The 18867-nt window shown below is 61.0% G+C and carries 16 protein-coding genes and 1 tRNA gene; 5 read left to right on the top strand and 12 right to left on the bottom strand.

Going from position 1 to position 18867, the window contains the following annotated elements:
* Positions 1-34: 34 nt before the first annotated feature.
* Positions 35-751, bottom strand: a complete 717-nt coding sequence (gene lipB, locus ACZ25R_RS13585; protein ID WP_472461256.1) for a lipoyl(octanoyl) transferase LipB — start codon at positions 749-751, stop codon at positions 35-37.
* Between lipB and ACZ25R_RS13580 the strand changes: the two genes are divergently transcribed.
* The 4 genes from ACZ25R_RS13580 (at position 750) to ACZ25R_RS13565 (ending at position 5318) form a co-directional block, all read left to right on the top strand.
* Complete coding sequence (locus ACZ25R_RS13580; RefSeq protein WP_403173555.1) at positions 750-1055, top strand: hypothetical protein; 306 nt, start codon at positions 750-752, stop codon at positions 1053-1055. The genes lipB and ACZ25R_RS13580 overlap by 2 nt on opposite strands.
* Positions 1020-1104 (top strand) — tRNA-Leu (locus ACZ25R_RS13575). The genes ACZ25R_RS13580 and ACZ25R_RS13575 overlap by 36 nt, the downstream gene beginning before the upstream one ends.
* 212 nt (positions 1105-1316) lie before the next feature.
* Positions 1317-4475, top strand: a complete 3159-nt coding sequence (locus ACZ25R_RS13570; protein ID WP_472461255.1) for an autotransporter domain-containing protein — start codon at positions 1317-1319, stop codon at positions 4473-4475.
* A gap of 105 nt (positions 4476-4580) precedes the next feature.
* On the top strand, positions 4581-5318 hold the full coding sequence (locus tag ACZ25R_RS13565; RefSeq protein WP_472461254.1) for a BPL-N domain-containing protein: 738 nt from the start codon (positions 4581-4583) through the stop codon (positions 5316-5318).
* 114 nt (positions 5319-5432) lie between these two features.
* On the opposite strand, the gene ACZ25R_RS13560 is transcribed toward ACZ25R_RS13565, so the two are convergent.
* The 5 genes from ACZ25R_RS13560 to ACZ25R_RS13540 all read right to left on the bottom strand — a co-directional run bounded on the left by ACZ25R_RS13560 (position 5433) and on the right by ACZ25R_RS13540 (position 9662).
* Positions 5433-5795, bottom strand: a complete 363-nt coding sequence (locus ACZ25R_RS13560; RefSeq protein ID WP_346307721.1) for a hypothetical protein — start codon at positions 5793-5795, stop codon at positions 5433-5435.
* Positions 5796-6017: 222 nt separating this feature from the next.
* Positions 6018-7289 carry an alkyl sulfatase dimerization domain-containing protein gene (locus tag ACZ25R_RS13555; protein ID WP_472461253.1) on the bottom strand — a complete coding sequence of 424 codons (1272 nt, stop codon included), beginning with the start codon at positions 7287-7289 and terminating at the stop codon, positions 6018-6020.
* A gap of 128 nt (positions 7290-7417) precedes the next feature.
* Positions 7418-8164 (bottom strand): ABC transporter ATP-binding protein, encoded by a 747-nt coding sequence (locus tag ACZ25R_RS13550; protein WP_223615090.1) that lies wholly within the window; start codon positions 8162-8164, stop codon positions 7418-7420.
* Between the two features lie 41 nt (positions 8165-8205).
* The gene (locus tag ACZ25R_RS13545) at positions 8206-9012 is read right to left on the bottom strand and encodes an ABC transporter permease (RefSeq protein ID WP_464663862.1); all 807 of its coding nucleotides are present in this window, start codon (positions 9010-9012) and stop codon (positions 8206-8208) included.
* Between the two features lie 185 nt (positions 9013-9197).
* Entirely contained in the window at positions 9198-9662 is a 465-nt protein-coding gene (locus ACZ25R_RS13540) for a GNAT family N-acetyltransferase (RefSeq protein ID WP_472461252.1), read from the bottom strand.
* Between the two features lie 271 nt (positions 9663-9933).
* On the opposite strand from ACZ25R_RS13540, the gene ACZ25R_RS13535 reads away from it, so the two are divergent.
* On the top strand, positions 9934-11979 hold the full coding sequence (locus ACZ25R_RS13535) for an oxidoreductase (protein ID WP_472461251.1): 2046 nt from the start codon (positions 9934-9936) through the stop codon (positions 11977-11979).
* A gap of 65 nt (positions 11980-12044) precedes the next feature.
* On the opposite strand, the gene ACZ25R_RS13530 is transcribed toward ACZ25R_RS13535, so the two are convergent.
* The 6 genes from ACZ25R_RS13530 to ACZ25R_RS13505 form a co-directional block, all read right to left on the bottom strand.
* The gene (locus ACZ25R_RS13530; protein WP_223615085.1) at positions 12045-13046 is read right to left on the bottom strand and encodes an ABC transporter substrate-binding protein; all 1002 of its coding nucleotides are present in this window, start codon (positions 13044-13046) and stop codon (positions 12045-12047) included.
* Between the two features lie 399 nt (positions 13047-13445).
* Positions 13446-14828 carry an FAD-binding oxidoreductase gene (locus ACZ25R_RS13525; protein WP_472461250.1) on the bottom strand — a complete coding sequence of 461 codons (1383 nt, stop codon included), beginning with the start codon at positions 14826-14828 and terminating at the stop codon, positions 13446-13448.
* Complete coding sequence (locus ACZ25R_RS13520) at positions 14825-15637, bottom strand: ABC transporter permease (RefSeq protein ID WP_223615083.1); 813 nt, start codon at positions 15635-15637, stop codon at positions 14825-14827. The genes ACZ25R_RS13525 and ACZ25R_RS13520 overlap by 4 nt, the downstream gene beginning before the upstream one ends.
* Positions 15638-15640: 3 nt before the next feature.
* Positions 15641-16471: an ABC transporter permease gene (locus ACZ25R_RS13515; protein ID WP_346307238.1), complete on the bottom strand. Its 831-nt coding sequence runs from the start codon at positions 16469-16471 to the stop codon at positions 15641-15643.
* Between the two features lie 69 nt (positions 16472-16540).
* A complete protein-coding gene (locus ACZ25R_RS13510; RefSeq protein ID WP_223615081.1) occupies positions 16541-17656 on the bottom strand; it encodes an ABC transporter substrate-binding protein in 1116 nt (371 codons plus the stop codon).
* A 65-nt stretch (positions 17657-17721) separates the two neighbouring features.
* Positions 17722-18828 carry an ABC transporter ATP-binding protein gene (locus tag ACZ25R_RS13505; RefSeq protein ID WP_472461249.1) on the bottom strand — a complete coding sequence of 369 codons (1107 nt, stop codon included), beginning with the start codon at positions 18826-18828 and terminating at the stop codon, positions 17722-17724.
* Positions 18829-18867 lie beyond the last annotated feature (39 nt).

Raw genomic sequence — 18867 nt, 5'->3', positions numbered from 1 at the left:
TGTCGAACCACGCAGATCGGTTCTGCCAAATCCTCTAGCGCTCGACCGGCCCGAACACAGGCTCGAATGCGTCCCGCAGCGCCCGGTCGAGATCGTCCATGCCGACGGGCAGGCCGAGATCGACGAGGCTGGTCACGCCATGGCCGCGCACACCGCACGGCACGATGCCGTCGAAATGGGCAAGCTCCGGTTCCACATTGATCGAGATGCCGTGAAAGCTCACCCATTTGCGCAGACGGATGCCGATGGCGGCGATCTTGTCTTCGGCGGGAGACCCGTCCGGCAGCGGCGGGCGTTCCGGCCGGGTCACCCAGACGCCGACGCGGTCCTCGCGCCGCTCGCCGCGTACGTTGAACGCGCCAAGCGTGGCAATGATCCATTGCTCCAGCGCCGCCACGAAGGCGCGGATATCCTCGCGCCGCCGCTTCAGGTCGAGCATGACATAGGCCACGCGCTGGCCGGGGCCGTGATAGGTGTATTCGCCGCCGCGCCCCGTGGCATAGACGGGAAAGCGGTCGGCAGCCAGAAGGTCGCCGTCCTTGGCGCTGGTGCCGGCGGTGTAGAGCGGCGGATGTTCGACCAGCCAGACCAGTTCGCTGGCCGTGCCGGCGCGAATCGCCGCGACGCGGTCTTCCATGAAGGCAAGGGCGGTATCGTAATCGGTCAGCCCATCGGCGACGCGCCACTCCACCTTGGGGGAATCGCTTTGGGCAAAAAACGCGGAGACGAGATCGTCGCGGTTGTTCTTCATGATCGGAAACCAAACTTTCGACTGTCGCTTCATCCCGGATGAATGGCGGCGGATGGGCCGTTTGCGGCCATCAAAGCGCCGATTCCCTTGGGATAAAGATGGTGAGCCGCATATGGACTTTTTCCTGGAAGATTTCCAGTGTGCGGGGTGCGGCATAACTTTCACCCGGCTTTGTGAAAAACATTCGGGTTTATTGCCGACAGGGCTTGTTTCACTGAAATTCATTTGCTACATGCCGCGAGCCGACACGTTCGGCTTCTACCACAGTGCGGTCGTGGCGGAATTGGTAGACGCGCAGCGTTGAGGTCGCTGTGTCGCAAGACGTGGAAGTTCGAGTCTTCTCGACCGCACCATTTGGTTTCTCTTCAACATTGAAATCATTGCAGAATAGGGCAGCCTAACGGCTGCCCTATTGCATTTCCGGCCGGCAGTCTTCCTGCGAACACCACGGTCTCTCCGTTCCCGTCAAAATAGTCGGGAACTACGGCATCTGCCGTATTGATGCAATGAACGGCGCACATTACGGATGATGATTGCGTTGGGGATGCAATGGGGCGGGGGAATAATGCCGAGATCGAATTGGCCGGAGGGGTTAGCCCCCCACCGGCAGGTATGTGGCGCGCGCCCAACACTATTGGCGGCATGGCTGTTCTTCGTCTGTTTGGCCGTATTCTGGCCCGCCCTGTCGCAGGCCCAGACACCGCCGGTTGCATCCGACATGACTGTTACCGTCGCCTATGGCAGTGTCGGCAACCCTGTAACGCTCAGTATTGGCGGCGGCGCGCCGACATTTGTGGCGGTCGCAAGCGGTGCAGCGCATGGGACTGCGTCAGCATCCGGAACGTCGATCAACTACACGCCGGCAAGCGGCTATGCCGGACCTGACAGTTTCACCTATACCGCCAGCAATTCGGATGGAACGTCGGCTCCAGCCACTGTTACAGTGACGGTCTCAACACCTAGTCTTACCGTCACACCGTCGTCGTCCCATACCGCCCAGGTAGGCACCCCATATACGCAGACCTACACGTTCAGTGGTGGACAGGAGCCTTACGGCGGCTTTTCCATCTCTAACATTCCGCAAGGCGTGGTGATCACGTCAACAACACCCAACAGCGTTACCCTCTCCGGGACTCCGCAGGTTGCCGGCAACTATTCCATGGCGGTGAGTGCAACCGACAGCAGCACCGGTAGCGGCCCTTTCGTAGGCACCCGCACTTTTACGCTGGTTGTATCGCAATTAACAGTGACGTTAAGTCCGGCAGGGTCGCTGCCGGCTGCCAGTTCTGGTTCCGCTTATAGCCAAACATTCTCTGCCAGTGGTGGCACAGCCCCCTATACCTTTTGGATCGCGGCTGGCTCACTTCCAGAGGGCATGACACTCAACGCTGCGACGGGATTACTGTCGGGGACGCCATCCGTTTGGGGCCCTTTCCCTTTCAGCGTGCAGGCGACGGACAGCAGCACAGGCCCCGGCGCGCCATTTTCCGCCACGAATAATTATACGCTGACTGTCAATCCCCCTAGCATCAGCCTGGCGCCTTCAACCCTTCCCAACGGCAAAACCGGCGTCAACTATTCCCAAACAATGGTGGCGACCGGCGGGGTGGGCCCCTATACGTTTGCAATCACATCCGGGGGACTGCCAAACGGCATGACGTTAAGCAGCGCGGGCTTTTTGTCTGGTGCACCGGATACGGCTGGAGCGTACAGTTTTACCATCACGGCGACGGACCATCAGAGTTTCAACGGTGCTCAGGCCTACACATTGATAATCAATCAGGCCGCGCCGGTTGCGGTCAACGATGCCGCCGCAACCTTGGCCAATCAAGCCGTCACCATTCCCGTGATTTTCAACGATGGCGGCCCAATAACCTCCATTGCCGTCACCAGCGCGCCCTTGCACGGCACGGTGACCGTGAACGGTCTTAATGCCGTGTATACCCCGGCCGCAAACTTCTTCGGCACCGATACTTTCACCTACAGCGTCACCGGGCCCGGCGGCACCTCCGCCCCGGCGACGGTCACCATTACCGTATCGCCGCAGGCTGTCCCGGTTGCCGCTGCGCATAGCGCTGCAACGATGGCTGGACATGCCACCACCATTGACACGACGGCGGGCGCCACCGGCGGTCCGTTCACGGGCGCGGCCATTGTTACCCCTCCGGCTTTTGGCAGTGCGACCGTGTCGGGCACCAATATCATCTACACGCCGCCAGCCGGGGCGTCAGGCGCCGTCAGCATCGGCTATACCCTGAGCAACGTGTTCGGAGCGTCGCCGCCGGCCACGATCACGCTGACGGTCAATCCGCTGCCGGTGGCCGCGGCCCATTCCGTCACCACACGGGCGGGAACGCCGGTGACGGTGAACCTGACGGAAGGTGCAACCGGCGGTCCGTTTACTGCCGCGACCATGGTGTCGCTCAGTCCATCGGGGTCGGGCACCGCAACCATTCGCGACGGCGGCAGCCGGGCTTTCCAATTGGATTTCACGCCCGCCGCCACGTTCAGCGGTGTTGCTACGGTCAGCTATACCCTTGGCAATGCATTCACCACATCGGCTCCCGCCAATGTTACGATTACGGTGATGGCAAGGGCCGACCCATCAAAGGACGTGGAAGTCATCGGTATCGTCAACGCCCAGGCGGAAGGTGCGCGCCGGTTTGCCGATGCCCAGCTGTCGAACTATGGCGACCGGTTGCGCCAGCTGCGCCGGGGCGGCGGCAATGAGTCCAGCCAGGGCATCAGCCTGAACACGCCGCGCAGCGACGACGGGACAAAAGATCGGCGCGACCCGGCCGACGCAACGCCGCTCGGGTTTTTTACCGAGCCGAGACGAACCCGGCCTGCCGAGCCGTTCAACAGAGTGGTCGCAGAAAAGCCGGTTCCATCCCGCTTCGGCGTCTGGACGGCCGGTCAGGTCGACATTGGCGACACATCCGGCAAATCCTCCGGATCGGGCCGGGATTTTACAACCTCCGGTGTGAGTGCCGGGCTGGATTACCGTTTCAACGAACGGTTGACCGCCGGTGTCGGCCTTGGTTACGGCAGGGACAGGACGGATATTGGCAGCAATGGTACGCGCAGTGAAGGTGAAAGCTGGAGCATCGGAACCTATGCGAGCTGGCGGCCGATCAGGAACACCTATCTTGAAGCCGTATTCGGCTATGGCGCGCTTTCCTTCGACAGCAAGCGCTATCTGACGGAAGATGGCGGTTTCGCCAATGGTTCCCGCGATGGGCAGCAGGTGTTCGGCAGCGTGAAGGCCGGTTATGAAATAAGCCGGGATGCCCTCTACTTCACCCCCTATGTCGGGATGGACGCATCCTGGACGAAGCTCGATGCCTTCAGCGAAAGGGATGGCGGATCGAACAGCCTGCGCTACGGCAACCAGACGGTGAATTCACTCGTTGCCGTCGTGGGTTTTGAGACGGATTATACCTATCGTTTCACCGGCTACACGTTCACGCCGAACTTGAAGGCCGAATGGCGCTACGACATGGCAAATGCGAGCGACATTGACCTGAATTATATCGATTGGTCCGGCGGCCCGTTGTTCAGTCTCAAGGGGGATGGCACGGTTCGCAACGCTGTCCGGCTGGGCCTGGGTTTCGACGTGGTCCTCGACCAGGGGCTGAATCTCGGCCTTGCCTACAACACCACGCTTGGAGAAGGCGGCGCCATTCGTCATGGCTTCAATGCAAAGGCCAGCCTGAGGTTCTAGGCCTCGTCACTCCGTGCAGCTTGCGCCGGCTGGTTCCTTCTCAAAATTAAACCGCAATTCGATTTAGGGTGGATCGCACCGCATCACTCTAAAGGAATTGTTCTGATGTTCAGCGCCGCAAAATACGCACTTCTCGCATGTTTTCTCGTGTTGAATGCTCCCGCCAATGCATCGCAATCCGCCGTTGCGCTCGTATATCGCGGGCCTGCCGGTTGTGATGATTGTTCATCGGCGGCCGCCGAAGCCCTGAGGAACAGCACCTTTCATTTTGATGTTAAATTCATCGGCCCCAATGAGCAGCTGAAGCTGGTGCCATCCAGTTTCATTGGAGCGTCCTTATATGTACAACCCGGCGGCGGGCAGGACATTGACGGCGCAAGGAGAAGCCTGGGCAAGGCGGGCATCCAGGCCGTCCGGGATTTTGTATCCAAAGGCGGCCGGTATTTTGGAATTTGCATGGGCGCGTATCTCGGTACGGATTTGGGCTTTGACATCGTCGAAGGAGAAACGGATTCCGAGGTCGGGAGGCCGGGGTTTTCCGTGTCCGATATCGGCGATCACGTGGTGCCGGTTCAATGGGCAGGGGCGTCATTGTGGACATATTTTCAGGATGGTCCGCATCTGCCCAGAAATCATGCGAATTCAGGTTTCCGGGAACTTGCCCATTATCAGAATGGCGATCTGGCGGCCGCTCGTTACGCATTTGGCAAAGGCAGCGCGACTTTGGTCGGGCCGCACCCTGAAGCGCCCCAGGAATGGTATGATCATTACGGTCTGCACAATCCTGATGGTGTGAACTCCAGGCTGATCCAAGGATTGCTGAATGCGGCGATGGCAGAATAAGGCTCCGGGGATCAGACCCGTCATCATCCGCGTGGATGCCGCTGGCAATACCAGAACAATAGCGGTCATCCCCGGGCGGAAAGAGGGGGAAAGCCCGGGGCGTCGCCGATCAGGTCAAAAACTCGGGCCGCTGTTGGTCGTCCACTCCGCATCGGGTACACCATCGGTAAAGCCGCGTTGCGCAACCACGAACGTGATGTCAGACTCCAGGACAAAGGGCGTCGTTTCATAGTAGGCGGTTGCGATGCAATCTTTTTCGGCGCGTGTCAGCCCGCGGCTGGTGATGACGTCGACGTTGTATTCGTTCTCGTCGGTGGGTGCCAGTTTTACTTTATAATGACAGTCACGTGGAATATGGATCCTGATTACTTCGATGCCAAAGGGCCATCTGACCTTCACGGAATCTCCGCGATCGTAGTATTGATCGGTTGTGATCTCGTTCGACAGTGCTGGAGATGATGACTTGTGCTTTGTCATTTGCTTTTTTCCTCCAATATCCCGGAAGTATCCAACAACGGTTACACGAGGAAATCAAGGTGACGACGATGTCCCTACTTGGGTCGCGCGGGCGTCTGCGGGCAGCGGGGTGCACACCCGCCAGCAGGGGAAACAAAGCCAGATAAGAATGGCTGGATAGCGGCCATCCCGGCCCTGTGCCGGCGAAGCATGCAAGGCCCGGCGCTTTGCCGCCTGAGCCTGCTATTGCAGGTGTTCTTCGGACTCGCGCTGCGAATAGGCCAGGATCGCCTTGCCGATCAAGGACGTCTCCGCGTCGATGCAGTCGGCATAGATGGCCGCGCGCACGCGGTGCACCGCCTTGTCCTGCGGCGCGGCCGCCACGGCAAATTCGATCAGGTGTGCGGCCAGGCGGGCCTGGCCCGCGGCCCGCAGCGCCTCGGCTCGTTGCACCAGGTTTTCGGCGCCGCCTGCAAGGCGCGCGATTTCACGGCCGAGGTCCCGGTCAGCCGCCGGCTTGAGATGCGCGGGGTTTCCGTCAAACCAGCCGGCATAAAGATGCCAGACGCTGCGCACGACAAAAGCGGGATCATCGTATTTCGGCAGAAGATAGGGTTTGGCGAGAAGCTCCGAGGGCGCGCGGACGCTTTGCAGGATTGAATTCAGCGTGTCGCCCCTGTTCATCCGCTCAAGTGTCTGGCTAACGAGACTCTCCAGGGCACTGGCAGCGTCATCCAGCATCTGCGCCACGCGCGCGGCGCCAGCAACGACCGGTCCATGGCCGGGAACCAGGATGTGGGGTTCGAGCGCATGCATGTTGCGCAGCGTCAACGCCCAATCCTGCGGATATCGCTGCACCTTGCGCGGATTGCCGGCATTCGGGAACACCCAAATGACAAAATCACCGCTGACCAGAATTTTCTTCTGCGGCAGCCAGACAAAGGTTGCATCGTCCGTTTCGCCGCGCCCGTGCGTCAGTTCCATGCGCAGGCCGCCGATATCGAGGCTGAGCCTATCGTCATAGACGTCGTCGGGGCGCCGGTGCTCGCCGGGGAAGACATAGCCGGCTTTGTTGAACTGGCGTCCCATGACGAGACTGTTCAGATCCTGCGACTGGTCATAGCGTGCGAAGCGCTGCAAGACGTTGCGGTGTGCAACGATCCGCGGGCGGGCAACACCGTTGGCGTCCGCTTCCGCATCCAGAAGGCGGGCACCCCAGGTATGGTCGATATGGCCGTGGGTATAGATGACCGTGTGGACGGGACTGCTGTCCCAGCGGCGGATCACGTCGAGCGTTTCCCGCGCGGTCTCCCTGCCGCCCGTATCGATGAGCACCAGCCCGGCGCCGGTGCGGATTGCCGTGACATTACCGACGACGTAATGCGTGGAGACAACGATCATATCGTCGCAGACGGCTTGCGCGGAACCGCCGGCAACGGCAGCGCTCCATTCTTCCATGGCCGCTTCGCCGCGCCATATTCTCTCGAAAAGGCGGTTCATCTCTGTGTCATGCATGGAATGGATCCTTCATCGCGATGATCCCGCATACAACAGGCCTCCTGACAGCTTCATGTCAGGAGGCATTGTCCTTCCGCGCGCGTCAAGAGCGACCCGGATGTCTCCAGCATGTTTCGCGCTTTGCGCTACTGGTGGCCGAAATACGCATTCGCGACGGTTTCTGCATCTCCATCCATCTTGACCTTGCCATGCTCGAGCCAGACGATACGGCTGCAATTGGCGAGGAGCAACTGTCTGGAGTGGCTGGCGATGATCAGGATCTTGGTCTTGTTGACGAGGTCGTGCAGGCGCTCATTGGCCTTGTTCTGAAAGCTTTCGTCGCCCGCCGCCAGCCATTCGTCCATGATCAGGATTTCCGGCTGGATGACGGTCGAGATCGAAAAGGCCAGGCGCAGCTGCATGCCGGTCGAATAGGTCCTGACCGGCATGTCGAGGAAGTTGCCGAGCTCGGAGAATTCTTCGATCTCCGCCTGCTTGGCAGCCATCTCGCGCTTGGAAAAGCCGAGCAGCGCGCCGCGGATGCGGATGTTTTCCCGCCCCGTGGCTTCCGCATCGATGCCCAGCGAGATGTTGATCAGCGAGGTGCATTTGCCGTTGATGGCGATGCGCCCGCCGGAGGGATAGTACACGCCGCTCATCACGCGCAGGAGCGTGGTTTTCCCCGAGCCGTTGTGCCCGATCAGGCCGAGCCGTTCGCCGTCGTTCAGGCTCAGGCTGATCGATTCCAGGCCGCGGATGATCACATGGCCTTCGGCGTTCGAGCCGATGGTGCCGCCCGTCGCCAGACTCATGACCTGGTTCTTGAGGGACCGGCTTTTCGCATTGTAGATCGGAAAATCCACAGTGACGTTATCGAGTATCATAGAAGTCATGTTGGCCTTCGCAGGAAAAGGGTGGGGCGTGCCGAAAGGGTTTAGAGCCAATAGGTGATGCGCGAGCGGTAGCGGTTGAGGAAGAGCAGGGCGACGATCCATCCGATGATGGCCATGCCGGCAACCACGCCCCAATTGAGCGCGGTGCCCGTCTGCCCAAGCAGCGGCTCGCGGACCACGCTGATGAGATGATAGAACGGGTTGAGATCCAGCATCAGCATGGATTTGTCCGCCGGCAGCTGGTGCGGCTGCCACATGATGGGCGTCACATACATGCCGACCTGCATGACGTTCTGGATGATCTGCGTCAGGTCGCGGTAGCGCGTGCACACCACCGCCAGCACCACCATCATCCACAGAAGGTTGAGCGAGACGAGAACGAACGCCGGGAAGACCAGCAGGGCGGTCCATCCCATGAACTTGCCGAACAGCAAGAGCACGATGGGGAAAATGACGATGTTGTGGAACAGGATGATGGAGTTGCGCCACCAGGTGCGCAGGACATAGGTGAAGAATGGCAGCGGCAATTGCAGCATCGTCTCGGTATTGGAGATGAAACTGAGGCAGCCCTCGTTGATGAGCTGCGAAAAATACCCCCACATGATGAGGCCGACGCAGATGAAGGGCAGGAACTCGGACATGGGCGAGCGGAAAATGGTGCCGAATATCAGGCCCAGGGCGCCGATCAGCACGCCCATGTTGATGGTCAGCCAGAAGGCGCCCACGCTGGAGCGCCGGTAGCGCTGCGCCACGTCCTGCCAGCCGAGAAGCGCGGCGAGATGAAAATTGTTCACGGCAGCCGTGATATCTTCCCATGCGGTGATTTTCTGCGAATTCGCTATGGTCATGTCGACGCGCGTCTTTCCTTACAATGCGGGCTTTAGCATGCGGGCAAGGCCCTGCCGGACCTGCCTATACACCGGTTGGCAGAACAATTCCAAGCCGCATCGCATTTCATCAACACGGTAGAAGCGCGGAGCATGGCGATGGATCGAGCAAAACCGGCTCCGGACAGGAGATTTGGAATGATCGCCTAGTTCAGCGGTTTGACCAAAAAGAGGCATGGATGGCCTTCCGCCCACAATGTGGGGAAGATTTCCGCCTTGAGAAAACCGTTGCGGTCATAGAAGGCGCGCGTGCTGTCGAGATGCGGTTCATGCCGGCCGCGCGGCGCCAGCGTCTTGACCGTCAGCAGGGAACAGCCGGACTGGCGCGCATGGGCTTCGGCGGCCTGGAGGAGGGAACGGCCGATTCCCCGGCCGTGGAATTGCCGGCGTGTGGCGATCACAAGGATTTCCGCCGCCGCCGGCGGGTGGTATTTGAGCGCGATGAAGCCGGTGCAGGTTCCCATGTCCGTATGGGCGAGAACGGGCAGCCCGGTCACCAGATCGGCGCAGGCGGCAATGCCATCCGGTTCCTCGAACCATTCCGGCAGGCCGCTCATGATGTCGGCGCACAGGGCGCTCTTGTTGTCAGGGCAGGTGATTTCACTGATCATCGGGACGATCTCTCCGCTGTTGGTTGCATCCATGCGAAACACGGCATGAAAAATTTTCATCCAGGATGTAGACGCGGCGCGGCGGAGCGGATTTAGGGAATTTCTGTGCGATCAAGCGGTTGTGAATGCCGGTAAGCTTTGTACTGAAATCGCAAGGCCGGACGGGCTGCGATGCGCATCTGACGAATCCGCACCACAATAGGTCGCGCGGGAGAAACCCGTAGGGTGATTCCCGCTGTAGGATCGCGGAAAACAACGGGAACCCAGACCATTGTCCTCACATGCCGATCCGCTTCTGCAACCCTATCAGCTGAAACATCTGCGCCTGAAAAACCGTCTGATGTCGACCAGCCACGAGCCGGCCTATTCGGAAGACGGAATGCCGAAGACCCGCTACCGGCTCTACCATGCGGAGAAGGCCAAGGGCGGCATCGCCCTGACGATGACGGCGGGGTCGGCGGTCGTGTCGCGCGAGTCGCCGCCGGCCTTCGGCAATCTTCATGCCTATAAGGACGAGATCGTGCCCTGGCTGCGCGAGCTTGCCGACGATTGTCATGAACACGGGGCCGCCGTGATGATCCAGCTGACGCATCTCGGCCGCCGCACCAGCTGGAACAAGGCGGATTGGCTGCCCGTGGTTTCGGCTTCGCCGGTGCGCGAGCCCGCCCACCGGGCCTTTCCCAAGGAAGCGGAAGACTGGGATATCGAGCGGATCATTGCCGACTATGCATCGGCGGCGCAGCGCATGCAGGCGGCCGGGCTCGACGGCATCGAGTTCGAAGCCTACGGCCACCTGATGGACGGCTTCTGGTCGCCCGCCACCAACCGGCGCGACGATGAATATGGCGGCTCGCTCGACAATCGCCTGCGCTTCACCTGGGCGGTGATCGACGCCGTGCGCCGGTCCGTCGGCCCGGATTTCATCGTCGGCATCCGCATGGTGGCCGACGAGGACTGGGAGCAGGGCCTGTCGCGGCAGGAGGGTGTCGAGATTGCCCGGCGCATCGCGGCATCGGGCAAATTCGACTTTCTCAACATCATTCGCGGCCATATCGATACGGATGCGGCGCTCAACGAGGTGATTCCGGTGCAGGGCATGCGCTCGTCGCCGCATCTCGATTTTGCCGGGGATGTCAGGCAGGAAACAAAGTTTCCGGTCTTCCATGCGGCGCGCATCGCCGATGTGGCCACGGCCCGCCATGCCATTGCCGAGGGCAAGCTCGACATGGTCGGCATGACCCGCGCCCATATTGCCGATCCGCATATCGTGCGGAAAATCGAGGCGGGCGAGGAGCATCGCATCCGCCCCTGCGTCGGCGCAACCTACTGCCTTGACCGCATCTATGAGGGCGGCGAAGCACTGTGCATCCACAATGCCGCGACCGGCCGCGAAGGCAGCATGCCGCATGCCATTGCCAAAGCGGCAACCAGCCGGAATGTGGTCGTCGTCGGGGCAGGGCCTGCCGGACTGGAGGCGGCGCGTGTTGCGGCCGAAGGCGGGCACAGCGTCACTGTGCTGGAGGCTTCGGACCATGCGGGCGGGCAGGTGCGTCTTGCCGCGCAGAATCCGCGGCGCAAGGAGATGATCGGCATTGTCGACTGGCGGCTCGAGGAGCTGCAGCGGCTGGGTGTTTCCCTGCACTACAATGTCTGGGCCGAATCCGGCGATGTGCTTGGGCTTTCGCCCGATGTGGTGGTGATCGCCACGGGAGGGTTGCCGCAAAATCCGCCCCTGGCGGCGGGCGATGATCTGGTCACCTCAAGCTGGGATATCCTGGCGGGCGCGGTGAAGCCGGGCGAAACGGTGCTGCTCTATGACGACAATGGCGGCCATCAGGGCATGAGCGCGGCGGAGATGATCGCACGCGCCGGTTCAAAGCTCGAACTCGTCAGCCCGGAACGGTTTTTCGCGCCTGAAATGGGCGGCATGAACCACGTGCCCTATATGCGCGCGTTCCACGAGCACGGCGTGCGGGTGACCATCAACACGCGGCTGATCAGCGTCGCCCGCAACGGCAACCAGCTTGTCGCGACACTGGGCTCGGATTTCGATCCGGATTATCGCGAGGAACGGCTGGTGGATCAGGTGGTTGTCGAGCACGGCACCTTGCCGATCGATGATCTCTACCGCGAATTGAAGCCGCTGTCGCGCAATGACGGTGCGGTGGATTACGGCAATCTGGTCAATGGCGGCGCGATTTTCCCGCAGCGGCTGGCGGAGGGGCAATTCGATCTGTTGCGCATCGGCGATGCGGTGCATGCCCGCAATATCCATGCCGCCATCTATGACGGGCTGCGTTACGCCATCCGGTTTTGACGGCGCCCGCGTGATACGGCAGCTATCTCCCCCAATGAGGGGGAGATAAACGACGCCAGCCAGTGTTACTTCAGCGAAGCCTTCACCTTTGTTGCCACGTCGGCGCTGACCCATTTGGTCCAGATGTCCTCGTGGTTCTTGAGGAAGTATTTTGCACCATCTTCGCCGGTTGCCTGATTGTCGGTCATCCAGGCGAGCAGTTCGTTGACGGTCTTGTTGGACCATGACCGTGCCTTCAGGTAGTCCATGACCGGGCCGGACTTTTCGCTGAACTTCTTGGTGACGACCGTATCCACTTCGGCCAGTTCCCAGGCGTTCTTTTTCGGGTCGGCGCAATCGGCCACGGTGTTGCAGCGCTTCCATTCCGCCGCGTTGAAAGGCGCGCCGTGATCAAGCCTGACCATCTGGTACTTGCCGAGGAGGGCGGTGGGTTCCCAGTAGTAACCGACCCAGCCCTGCTTGCGTTCATAGGCCTTGGCGAGCGACCCGTCGAGGCCGGCGGCCGACCCGGTGTCAACCAGGGTAAAGCCCTTCTTCTCCGCATCATAGGCCTTGAAGAACTGTGCGGTCGCCAGCGTGCCGCCCCAGCCGGGAGGACCATTGAACACAGCGCCCTTGGAAGCATCTTCCGGCGCCGGGAACAGTTCGGGATGTTTCAGCGCATCGTCGATGGTCTTGATGTCGGGGTGAGCGTCGGCGATGTATTTCGGAATCCACCAGCCCTGAACGCCGCCATCCGACAGCGATTTCCCGGTATAGACGAGCTTGCCGTCGGCAACGGCCTTGTCGAGGATATCGCGCATGAAATCGACCCAGCCTTCGGGAGCGATGTCCGGCTGGCCCTTTTCGGTCATCGATGTCAGGGTTGGAATGGTGTCGCCCTGCACGATGTCGGCATTGCAGCCATAGCCCTTGTTGAGAATGATCTTGTCGAGATTGGCCAGGACCTCCGCCGATTGCCAGTTCATGCTGGCAATGGTCACGTCACCGCACTCGGCTGCCGAAGCCGCGCCCGCGGCACCCATCAGGGCAAAGGCCATGACGCTGCTCATCAATAGTGTCTTCATGTGAGAACCCCTTTTGTTGGTTTTATGGTGTTGGTGGTGGAGATGGCCGTTCGCAGCAGCACCGGACGCAGGGACTGCACCCGGCCTGCACAAAGCCGATAGGAGAAAGGCTGGACCATGGCTGAAACGATAACCCTGCATGGGGTGCCCGAGAAGCCCGAACGCGCCACATGCTTTGTTCTCAGCGACATGGCTGGGAAGAGCAGAATACGCTTGTTGCAATGATATCGTGTGTGGTTCGACAAGCTCACCATGAGGGAGATGGCGGGCTGCAAGGCCAATCGGAAATGTTGAGTTTGAACACTCCTGCAGAATATGGCTCCCTGCAAAGCACCAATCTCCCTCATGGTGAGCTTGTCGAACCACGCACACCAGTAATGCCATGTGTTATTTGAATGGCTAACCAATAATTTTACCCGGGTTCATGATGCCGTTCGGATCGATTGTCCGCTTGATCGTCCGCATCAGGGAAAGTTTCACCGGGTCGGCCAGCGCCAGCAGTTCCGGCATTTTTTCCAGGCCGATTCCATGCTCGGCGGAGAAGGAGCCGCCCATCTGCCGCAGGTTGGCATAGACGATATCCTTGACCGCATCCTTGTGCGGGTTCTCGTCTTCGCCCGCCACGCAGATATGCAGGTTGCCGTCGCCGAGATGGCCGAAGGCAAAGCCCCTGACATCGGCGCCGAGCGCCGCGACGCCGCTGTCGAACTGCCTGAGATAGGCATCCAGATGCTGCAACGGCACGGAAATGTCGAACCAGTAACCATGCGGATAGGCACGGGTGATGACATTGCTGTCTTCGCGGATATTCCAGATGTCGTTCCGTTCCTTGCCGCTCTGGGCAATGATGGCATCGAGCACCAGTTCGTTTTCGATGGCAGCGCCAAGCGCCTCTTCCAGCGCTGTTTGTGCGGCTTGCTGGTCGAGCCCTTCGGTTTCGACAATGAGATAGACAGGCGCTGCGGTGAATGCGGCGAGCGATGCGGGGCCAAGGGCTTCGACGGCAAGGCTGAAGTAGTTCTGCGCCATGAATTCGGTGCGCAGCAGACGCAGCGCGCGATCCTGCCGGAGCGTCTGGAACAGCGACACCGCCGTTGCGGCGGACGGGCAGGCGACAAGCGCGGTGGCGGTAAACCGATCGACCGGCGCCAGCGCGAGGACGGCGCGGGTGACGATGCCGAGCGTGCCTTCAGCGCCGATGAAGAGCTGCTTCAGGTCATATCCCTCATTGCTTTTGGTTACCTCGGCGAGATCGCTCATGATGGAGCCGTCGGGCAGGACCACTTCCAGCCCCAGCACGCGCTGGCGCATGACGCCGAGCCGGAATGCCTCCATGCCGCCGGCATTGGTGGAAATCATGCCGCCAATGGTGGCACTGCCGCGCGAGGGGATGTCGATGCCGGTGGTGAGGCCGACCTTGGCGGCCTCCTCCTGCAGCGCCTGCAGGGTGACGCCGCTTTCGACGACGGCGGTTCCCGCCGCCGCTTGCACGGATTCGATCCGGTTGAGCGCAGCCAGCGACAGAATGATTTCGTCCCTCTGCGAGACGGCGCCGCCGGCAAGGCCGGTGCGCCCGCCATGCGGGACAATGGCGATCCGGTTGTCGTTGCAGAATTTGACGACGGCGCAGACCTGTTCGACATTCCGGGGGATGACCATCAGCCCCGCATCGAGATTGTGCGGATCGGAGCCCGGATGAATGGCCCGCAAGGCGTCGCCCGTCTTGGTTCCGCCCGCGCCGGTTATCGCCTCAAGCGCTGCTACACTATGGTCTGCAATCATTTTGTCTCCGATGTCCCGCGCCGTTCGATAAAAATCCTCAGGGCGAGGATGACCGCGGTGACGATGATCAGAAGCACGGAAATGGCGGCGATGGCAGGATCAATATTGTCGCGCAGGCCCATCCACATCAGGCGCGGCAGGGTAATGGCATTGACGCTGGTGATGAACAGGGTGACGCCGATCTCCTCCCAGGACAGCACGAAGGACAAAAGCGCCGCCGTGGCGATACCGAACTTGATGTTGGGGATGATGATGCGGAAGGCGCGGGTGGTCAGATCAGCGCCAAGACCGCGCGCCGCAAGATCGATGCGCCGGTCCACCTGGAACAGCGCGACAAGGATGAGAACCACGGCAAAGGGCGTGATCATCACCGCATGGGCCAGCGCCACGCCGATCCAGGTGTCATAGCCGATGAAGCTGTTGAAGGCGGAAAGCGTCGTCATGAGGAAATACAGTGTCATGGCCGATACGACGGGCGGGACGATCAGCGGCAGCAGCACGAAGCCGATGAGCAGCGCGGAAAAGCGCGGCTGGAACATCCAGATGCCGAGGCCGAACAGGGTGGCGAGCACCGTGGCGATGGCGCTGGAAAGAATGCCGATGCGCAGGCTGAGCAGTACGCTTTGTCCCCATGCCGGATTGTCGATGAGGGCCTGATAATGCCGCAGCGACAGCGTGCCCGTCGGCATCGACAGAAACCGTTGCGGCGTGAACGACACGGGCACCACGGCCAGAAGCGGCATCAGCAGGAACAGCGCGACGGCGGTGGCAATGATCAGGAGGACGGGACCGGGACGGGATGATTGCATGGGTCAGCCCACCAGATGCGCGGGTTTGATGAAGCGGCGCATGAGTGCGAGCAGGATGCCGATGAACAGCACCAGCACCACGCTGATCGCCGCACCGAGCCCCCAGTCGGGGCTCTGGAAGATCCGCAGATACACCAGCTCGGCCACCATGACGCTGCGGCCGCCGCCGAGAATGGCCGGGGTGACGAAGAAGCCGAGGGCGAAGACGAAGACGATCAGCGCCGCGCCGATCAGGCCGCCATAGGTCAGCGGCACGAACACGCTCCAGAAGATGCGGCTGCGCGATGCGCCCATGCCGCGCGCCGCCAGAAGCACGCGCTCGTCAATGGCGCGCATGGCCGAGGCGATGGGAAAGACCGCGAAGGGAATAAGAAAATGCGTCATGCCGACGATAACGCCGAACTCGTTGCGGGCAAGCGCCAGCGGTTCGCTGATGATACCGGCCGCCTGCAGCCAGGTGTTGATCAGGCCGCGATTGGAGAGGAGCGCCAGCCAGCCGAAGGCGCGGGTCAGCACGGAAATCCAGAAGGGCACGAGAATGCAGAATTCCGCCAGCATGCGCTGCACCGGTGTTCCGCGCACCCAGACATAGGCGATGGCATAGGCCATGACCAGCACGGCGGCGGTGACGATCAGGCAGATGCGCAGCGTACGGATGAACACGGACTGGACGAGCGGATCGGTAAGCACGGCGCGATATTGCCCCAGACCCGGTTCGGGCAGGGTGACGCTCCATCTGACGACACCGAGAAACGGCACCACATAGGCAAGCCCGAGAAACAGCAGCAGCGGCGCAAGCAGCAGGATTGTTCGTGATGTCGCCGACTTTCCCATTCAAAATTCCTGTTGCTGTCAAAATGCGGCCGGTGATCTCCCCCGCAAGGGGGAAGATGACCACTTCTGTCAAGCCGAGATGACTTTCGTGTATTCGTCGAAAGCCGAGGCATAGTGTTCGGCATACCATTCCATGTTCAGCGGGATCTGCTTGGCCATGTTGGCCGGATCGACGCAGTTGACCCGCTTCTTGTCGGCTGGAATGAGCGCATCGGTGGCCGGATTGGCCGGGCCCTGTCCGAGCAGCTCGAACATCTGCAGCTGGCGTTCCGGCGTCTGCGCGCTGGCAATGAACTTCATCGCATTGTCCTTGCCGCCGGGATTGTTTTTCATCACGGCCAGGGCACCGGGTGAAATCAGGCCCTGATCCCAGACGAATTTGATATTGCCGCCGGAATCCTTTTCGAGCAGTTGCGCGCGGGTCGACCAGATCAGCGCCATGGAGGCTTCGCCGTCCATGAGCACGGACTGGCTCTCGGCGCCGCCGCCCCAATAGGCCACGACGTTTTCCTTGAAGGCGGCGATCTTGTCATGGGCGCGCTTCAGGTCGAGCGGGTAGAGTTTTTCCGGCGCCACGCCATCGGCCATCAGCGCCGCTTCCCACATCGCCGAGCCCCATTTGTAGAGGGAGCGCTTGCCGGGGAATTTCTTCACATCGAAAAAGTCGGCCATCCCCGTTGGCACGTGATCGCCGAATTTCGACGAGTCATAGGCGATGATGTAGGAGAAGAAATAGGTCGATGCCGCATGATCCCAGCCGAAGCCGGGGCGCATCTTTTTCCTGTCGACAATGGCGTAGTCGATGGGCTCGAGCATGCCCTGCTTGCCCAACGTGATGCCGGAGAAGGGATCGATGTCCATCAGGTCCCAGCTGGGCTTGCCGCTCTTGAACTGGGCGGTGATGGCGCCTTCCGTCGGGCCGGAACCGTCCATCTTGACGGCAATGCCGCTCTCCTTGGTGAAGGGCTGGCCATATGCCTTGTCATAGGCGGTCATGGCATCGCCGCCCCAGTTGACCAGCACCAGGTCTTTCGCCTGTGCCAGTGCCCGGTTCGAGCGCATGAGGGCCGGCGCACCCGCCAGCAGCATCGCGGCCATCTGGGTGAAACGGCGGCGGCTGATTTCGCCGCGTTCCACCTTTTCAGCCAGTATTTCCAGGCAGTCTTTTTGAAATGCGTGATCCATTGTGTTCCCCTAGGATTGTTATTGTCACATTCCGTATGTCCGGCTGTCTTGCCGTATGCATGGTTCTAGGTCTGGTGCGGCAGTAAAAACCCCTGTTCTATGGGCCAGGACACCCAGACATCGGCGCGATGCGCAAAGGGCGGCGTTGCAACCGTCGGCATCGACACCGCGATCGATGCACCGGTGCGGGTTTTCAGGTGATAGCGGGTGACGGCGCCGAGATAGGTCGCGTCCTCGACCCGGCAGGCGATGGCATTGTGCCCGGCGTTGTTCGGCGCTGCCGCGATGGTCATATGTTCGGGGCGCACGGCGGCGACGGCTCTTGGCCCGATCTGCGGCTTTGTCCGGGCAAGGACGATGGTCCTGTCCTCGAACTGCCCGGCCGCCCTGTCGCCGTCGAGGCGCAGCGCATCGAGCGGCAGAAGGTTGATCTCGCCGAGAAACTCCGCGACGAAGCGATTGGCCGGCCGTTCATAGACGTCCTGCGGGCGTCCGACCTGCAAAAGCTCGCCATGGTTGAAAATTGCCACGCGGGAGGACAGAGCGAGGGCCTCCGACTGGTCATGCGTGACGAAAACGAAGGTCGTGCCGGTTTCCTGATGCAGCCGTTTGACTTCCTCCTGCATCATCTCGCGCAGATTCTTGTCGAGAGCGGAGAATGGCTCGTCCAGCAGCAGCACCGAGGGTTCGAAAGCCAGTGCCCGCGCAAGAGCAACACGCTGCTGCTGGCCGCCGGAGAGTTTTGTCGGCAGCTTTTTCTCGTGCCCGATGAGGCCGACCCGCTCGACCATCTCGCCGACGCGGCGCTTGATATCGGCGGCGGAGCGACCGCGCACCTTGAGCGGGAAGGCAATATTCTGTTCCACCGTGAGGTGCGGGAACAGGGCATAACCCTGGAACACCATGCCGTAGGAGCGGTCTTCGGCCGGCACGTCGGTGATATCCCGGCCATCCATCATCAGGCGGCCTTCGCTCGGCGCGGTAAAGCCGGCGAGAATCATCAGGAACGTGGTCTTGCCCGACCCGGAAGGACCGAGAAGGGTGAGAAACTCGCCGCGTCCGATGTCGAGCGACAAATCCTTCAGCGCACGGAATGCACCGAACGTCTTGCCAATGGAAACAGCCTTGATCTCGGCGGCTTTCGCATCGCCCAGTTGCATGCGTTGAGGCATTGATTGACCTCTTTCCCCTTCTTTTCGGGAAAGCCTAGG

The sequence above is a fragment of the Phyllobacterium sp. RCAM01083 genome (assembly GCF_055685835.1).
This window is presented reverse-complemented; position numbering and strand designations above follow the sequence as displayed.

What these genes read in the sequence shown, in the direction of transcription:
- ACZ25R_RS13525 (WP_472461250.1), bottom strand. Translation starts at nt 14,828, where the DNA reads ATGATTGCAGACCATAGTGTAGCAGCGCTTGAGGCGATAACCGGCGCG.
- ACZ25R_RS13570 (WP_472461255.1), top strand. Translation starts at nt 1,317, where the DNA reads ATGCCGAGATCGAATTGGCCGGAGGGGTTAGCCCCCCACCGGCAGGTA.
- ACZ25R_RS13560 (WP_346307721.1), bottom strand. Translation starts at nt 5,795, where the DNA reads ATGACAAAGCACAAGTCATCATCTCCAGCACTGTCGAACGAGATCACA.
- ACZ25R_RS13530 (WP_223615085.1), bottom strand. Translation starts at nt 13,046, where the DNA reads ATGAAGACACTATTGATGAGCAGCGTCATGGCCTTTGCCCTGATGGGT.
- lipB (WP_472461256.1), bottom strand. Translation starts at nt 751, where the DNA reads ATGAAGAACAACCGCGACGATCTCGTCTCCGCGTTTTTTGCCCAAAGC.
- ACZ25R_RS13540 (WP_472461252.1), bottom strand. Translation starts at nt 9,662, where the DNA reads ATGATCAGTGAAATCACCTGCCCTGACAACAAGAGCGCCCTGTGCGCC.
- ACZ25R_RS13545 (WP_464663862.1), bottom strand. Translation starts at nt 9,012, where the DNA reads ATGACCATAGCGAATTCGCAGAAAATCACCGCATGGGAAGATATCACG.
- ACZ25R_RS13505 (WP_472461249.1), bottom strand. Translation starts at nt 18,828, where the DNA reads ATGCCTCAACGCATGCAACTGGGCGATGCGAAAGCCGCCGAGATCAAG.
- ACZ25R_RS13565 (WP_472461254.1), top strand. Translation starts at nt 4,581, where the DNA reads ATGTTCAGCGCCGCAAAATACGCACTTCTCGCATGTTTTCTCGTGTTG.
- ACZ25R_RS13555 (WP_472461253.1), bottom strand. Translation starts at nt 7,289, where the DNA reads ATGCATGACACAGAGATGAACCGCCTTTTCGAGAGAATATGGCGCGGC.
- ACZ25R_RS13510 (WP_223615081.1), bottom strand. Translation starts at nt 17,656, where the DNA reads ATGGATCACGCATTTCAAAAAGACTGCCTGGAAATACTGGCTGAAAAG.
- ACZ25R_RS13515 (WP_346307238.1), bottom strand. Translation starts at nt 16,471, where the DNA reads ATGGGAAAGTCGGCGACATCACGAACAATCCTGCTGCTTGCGCCGCTG.
- ACZ25R_RS13550 (WP_223615090.1), bottom strand. Translation starts at nt 8,164, where the DNA reads ATGACTTCTATGATACTCGATAACGTCACTGTGGATTTTCCGATCTAC.
- ACZ25R_RS13580 (WP_403173555.1), top strand. Translation starts at nt 750, where the DNA reads ATGATCGGAAACCAAACTTTCGACTGTCGCTTCATCCCGGATGAATGG.
- ACZ25R_RS13520 (WP_223615083.1), bottom strand. Translation starts at nt 15,637, where the DNA reads ATGCAATCATCCCGTCCCGGTCCCGTCCTCCTGATCATTGCCACCGCC.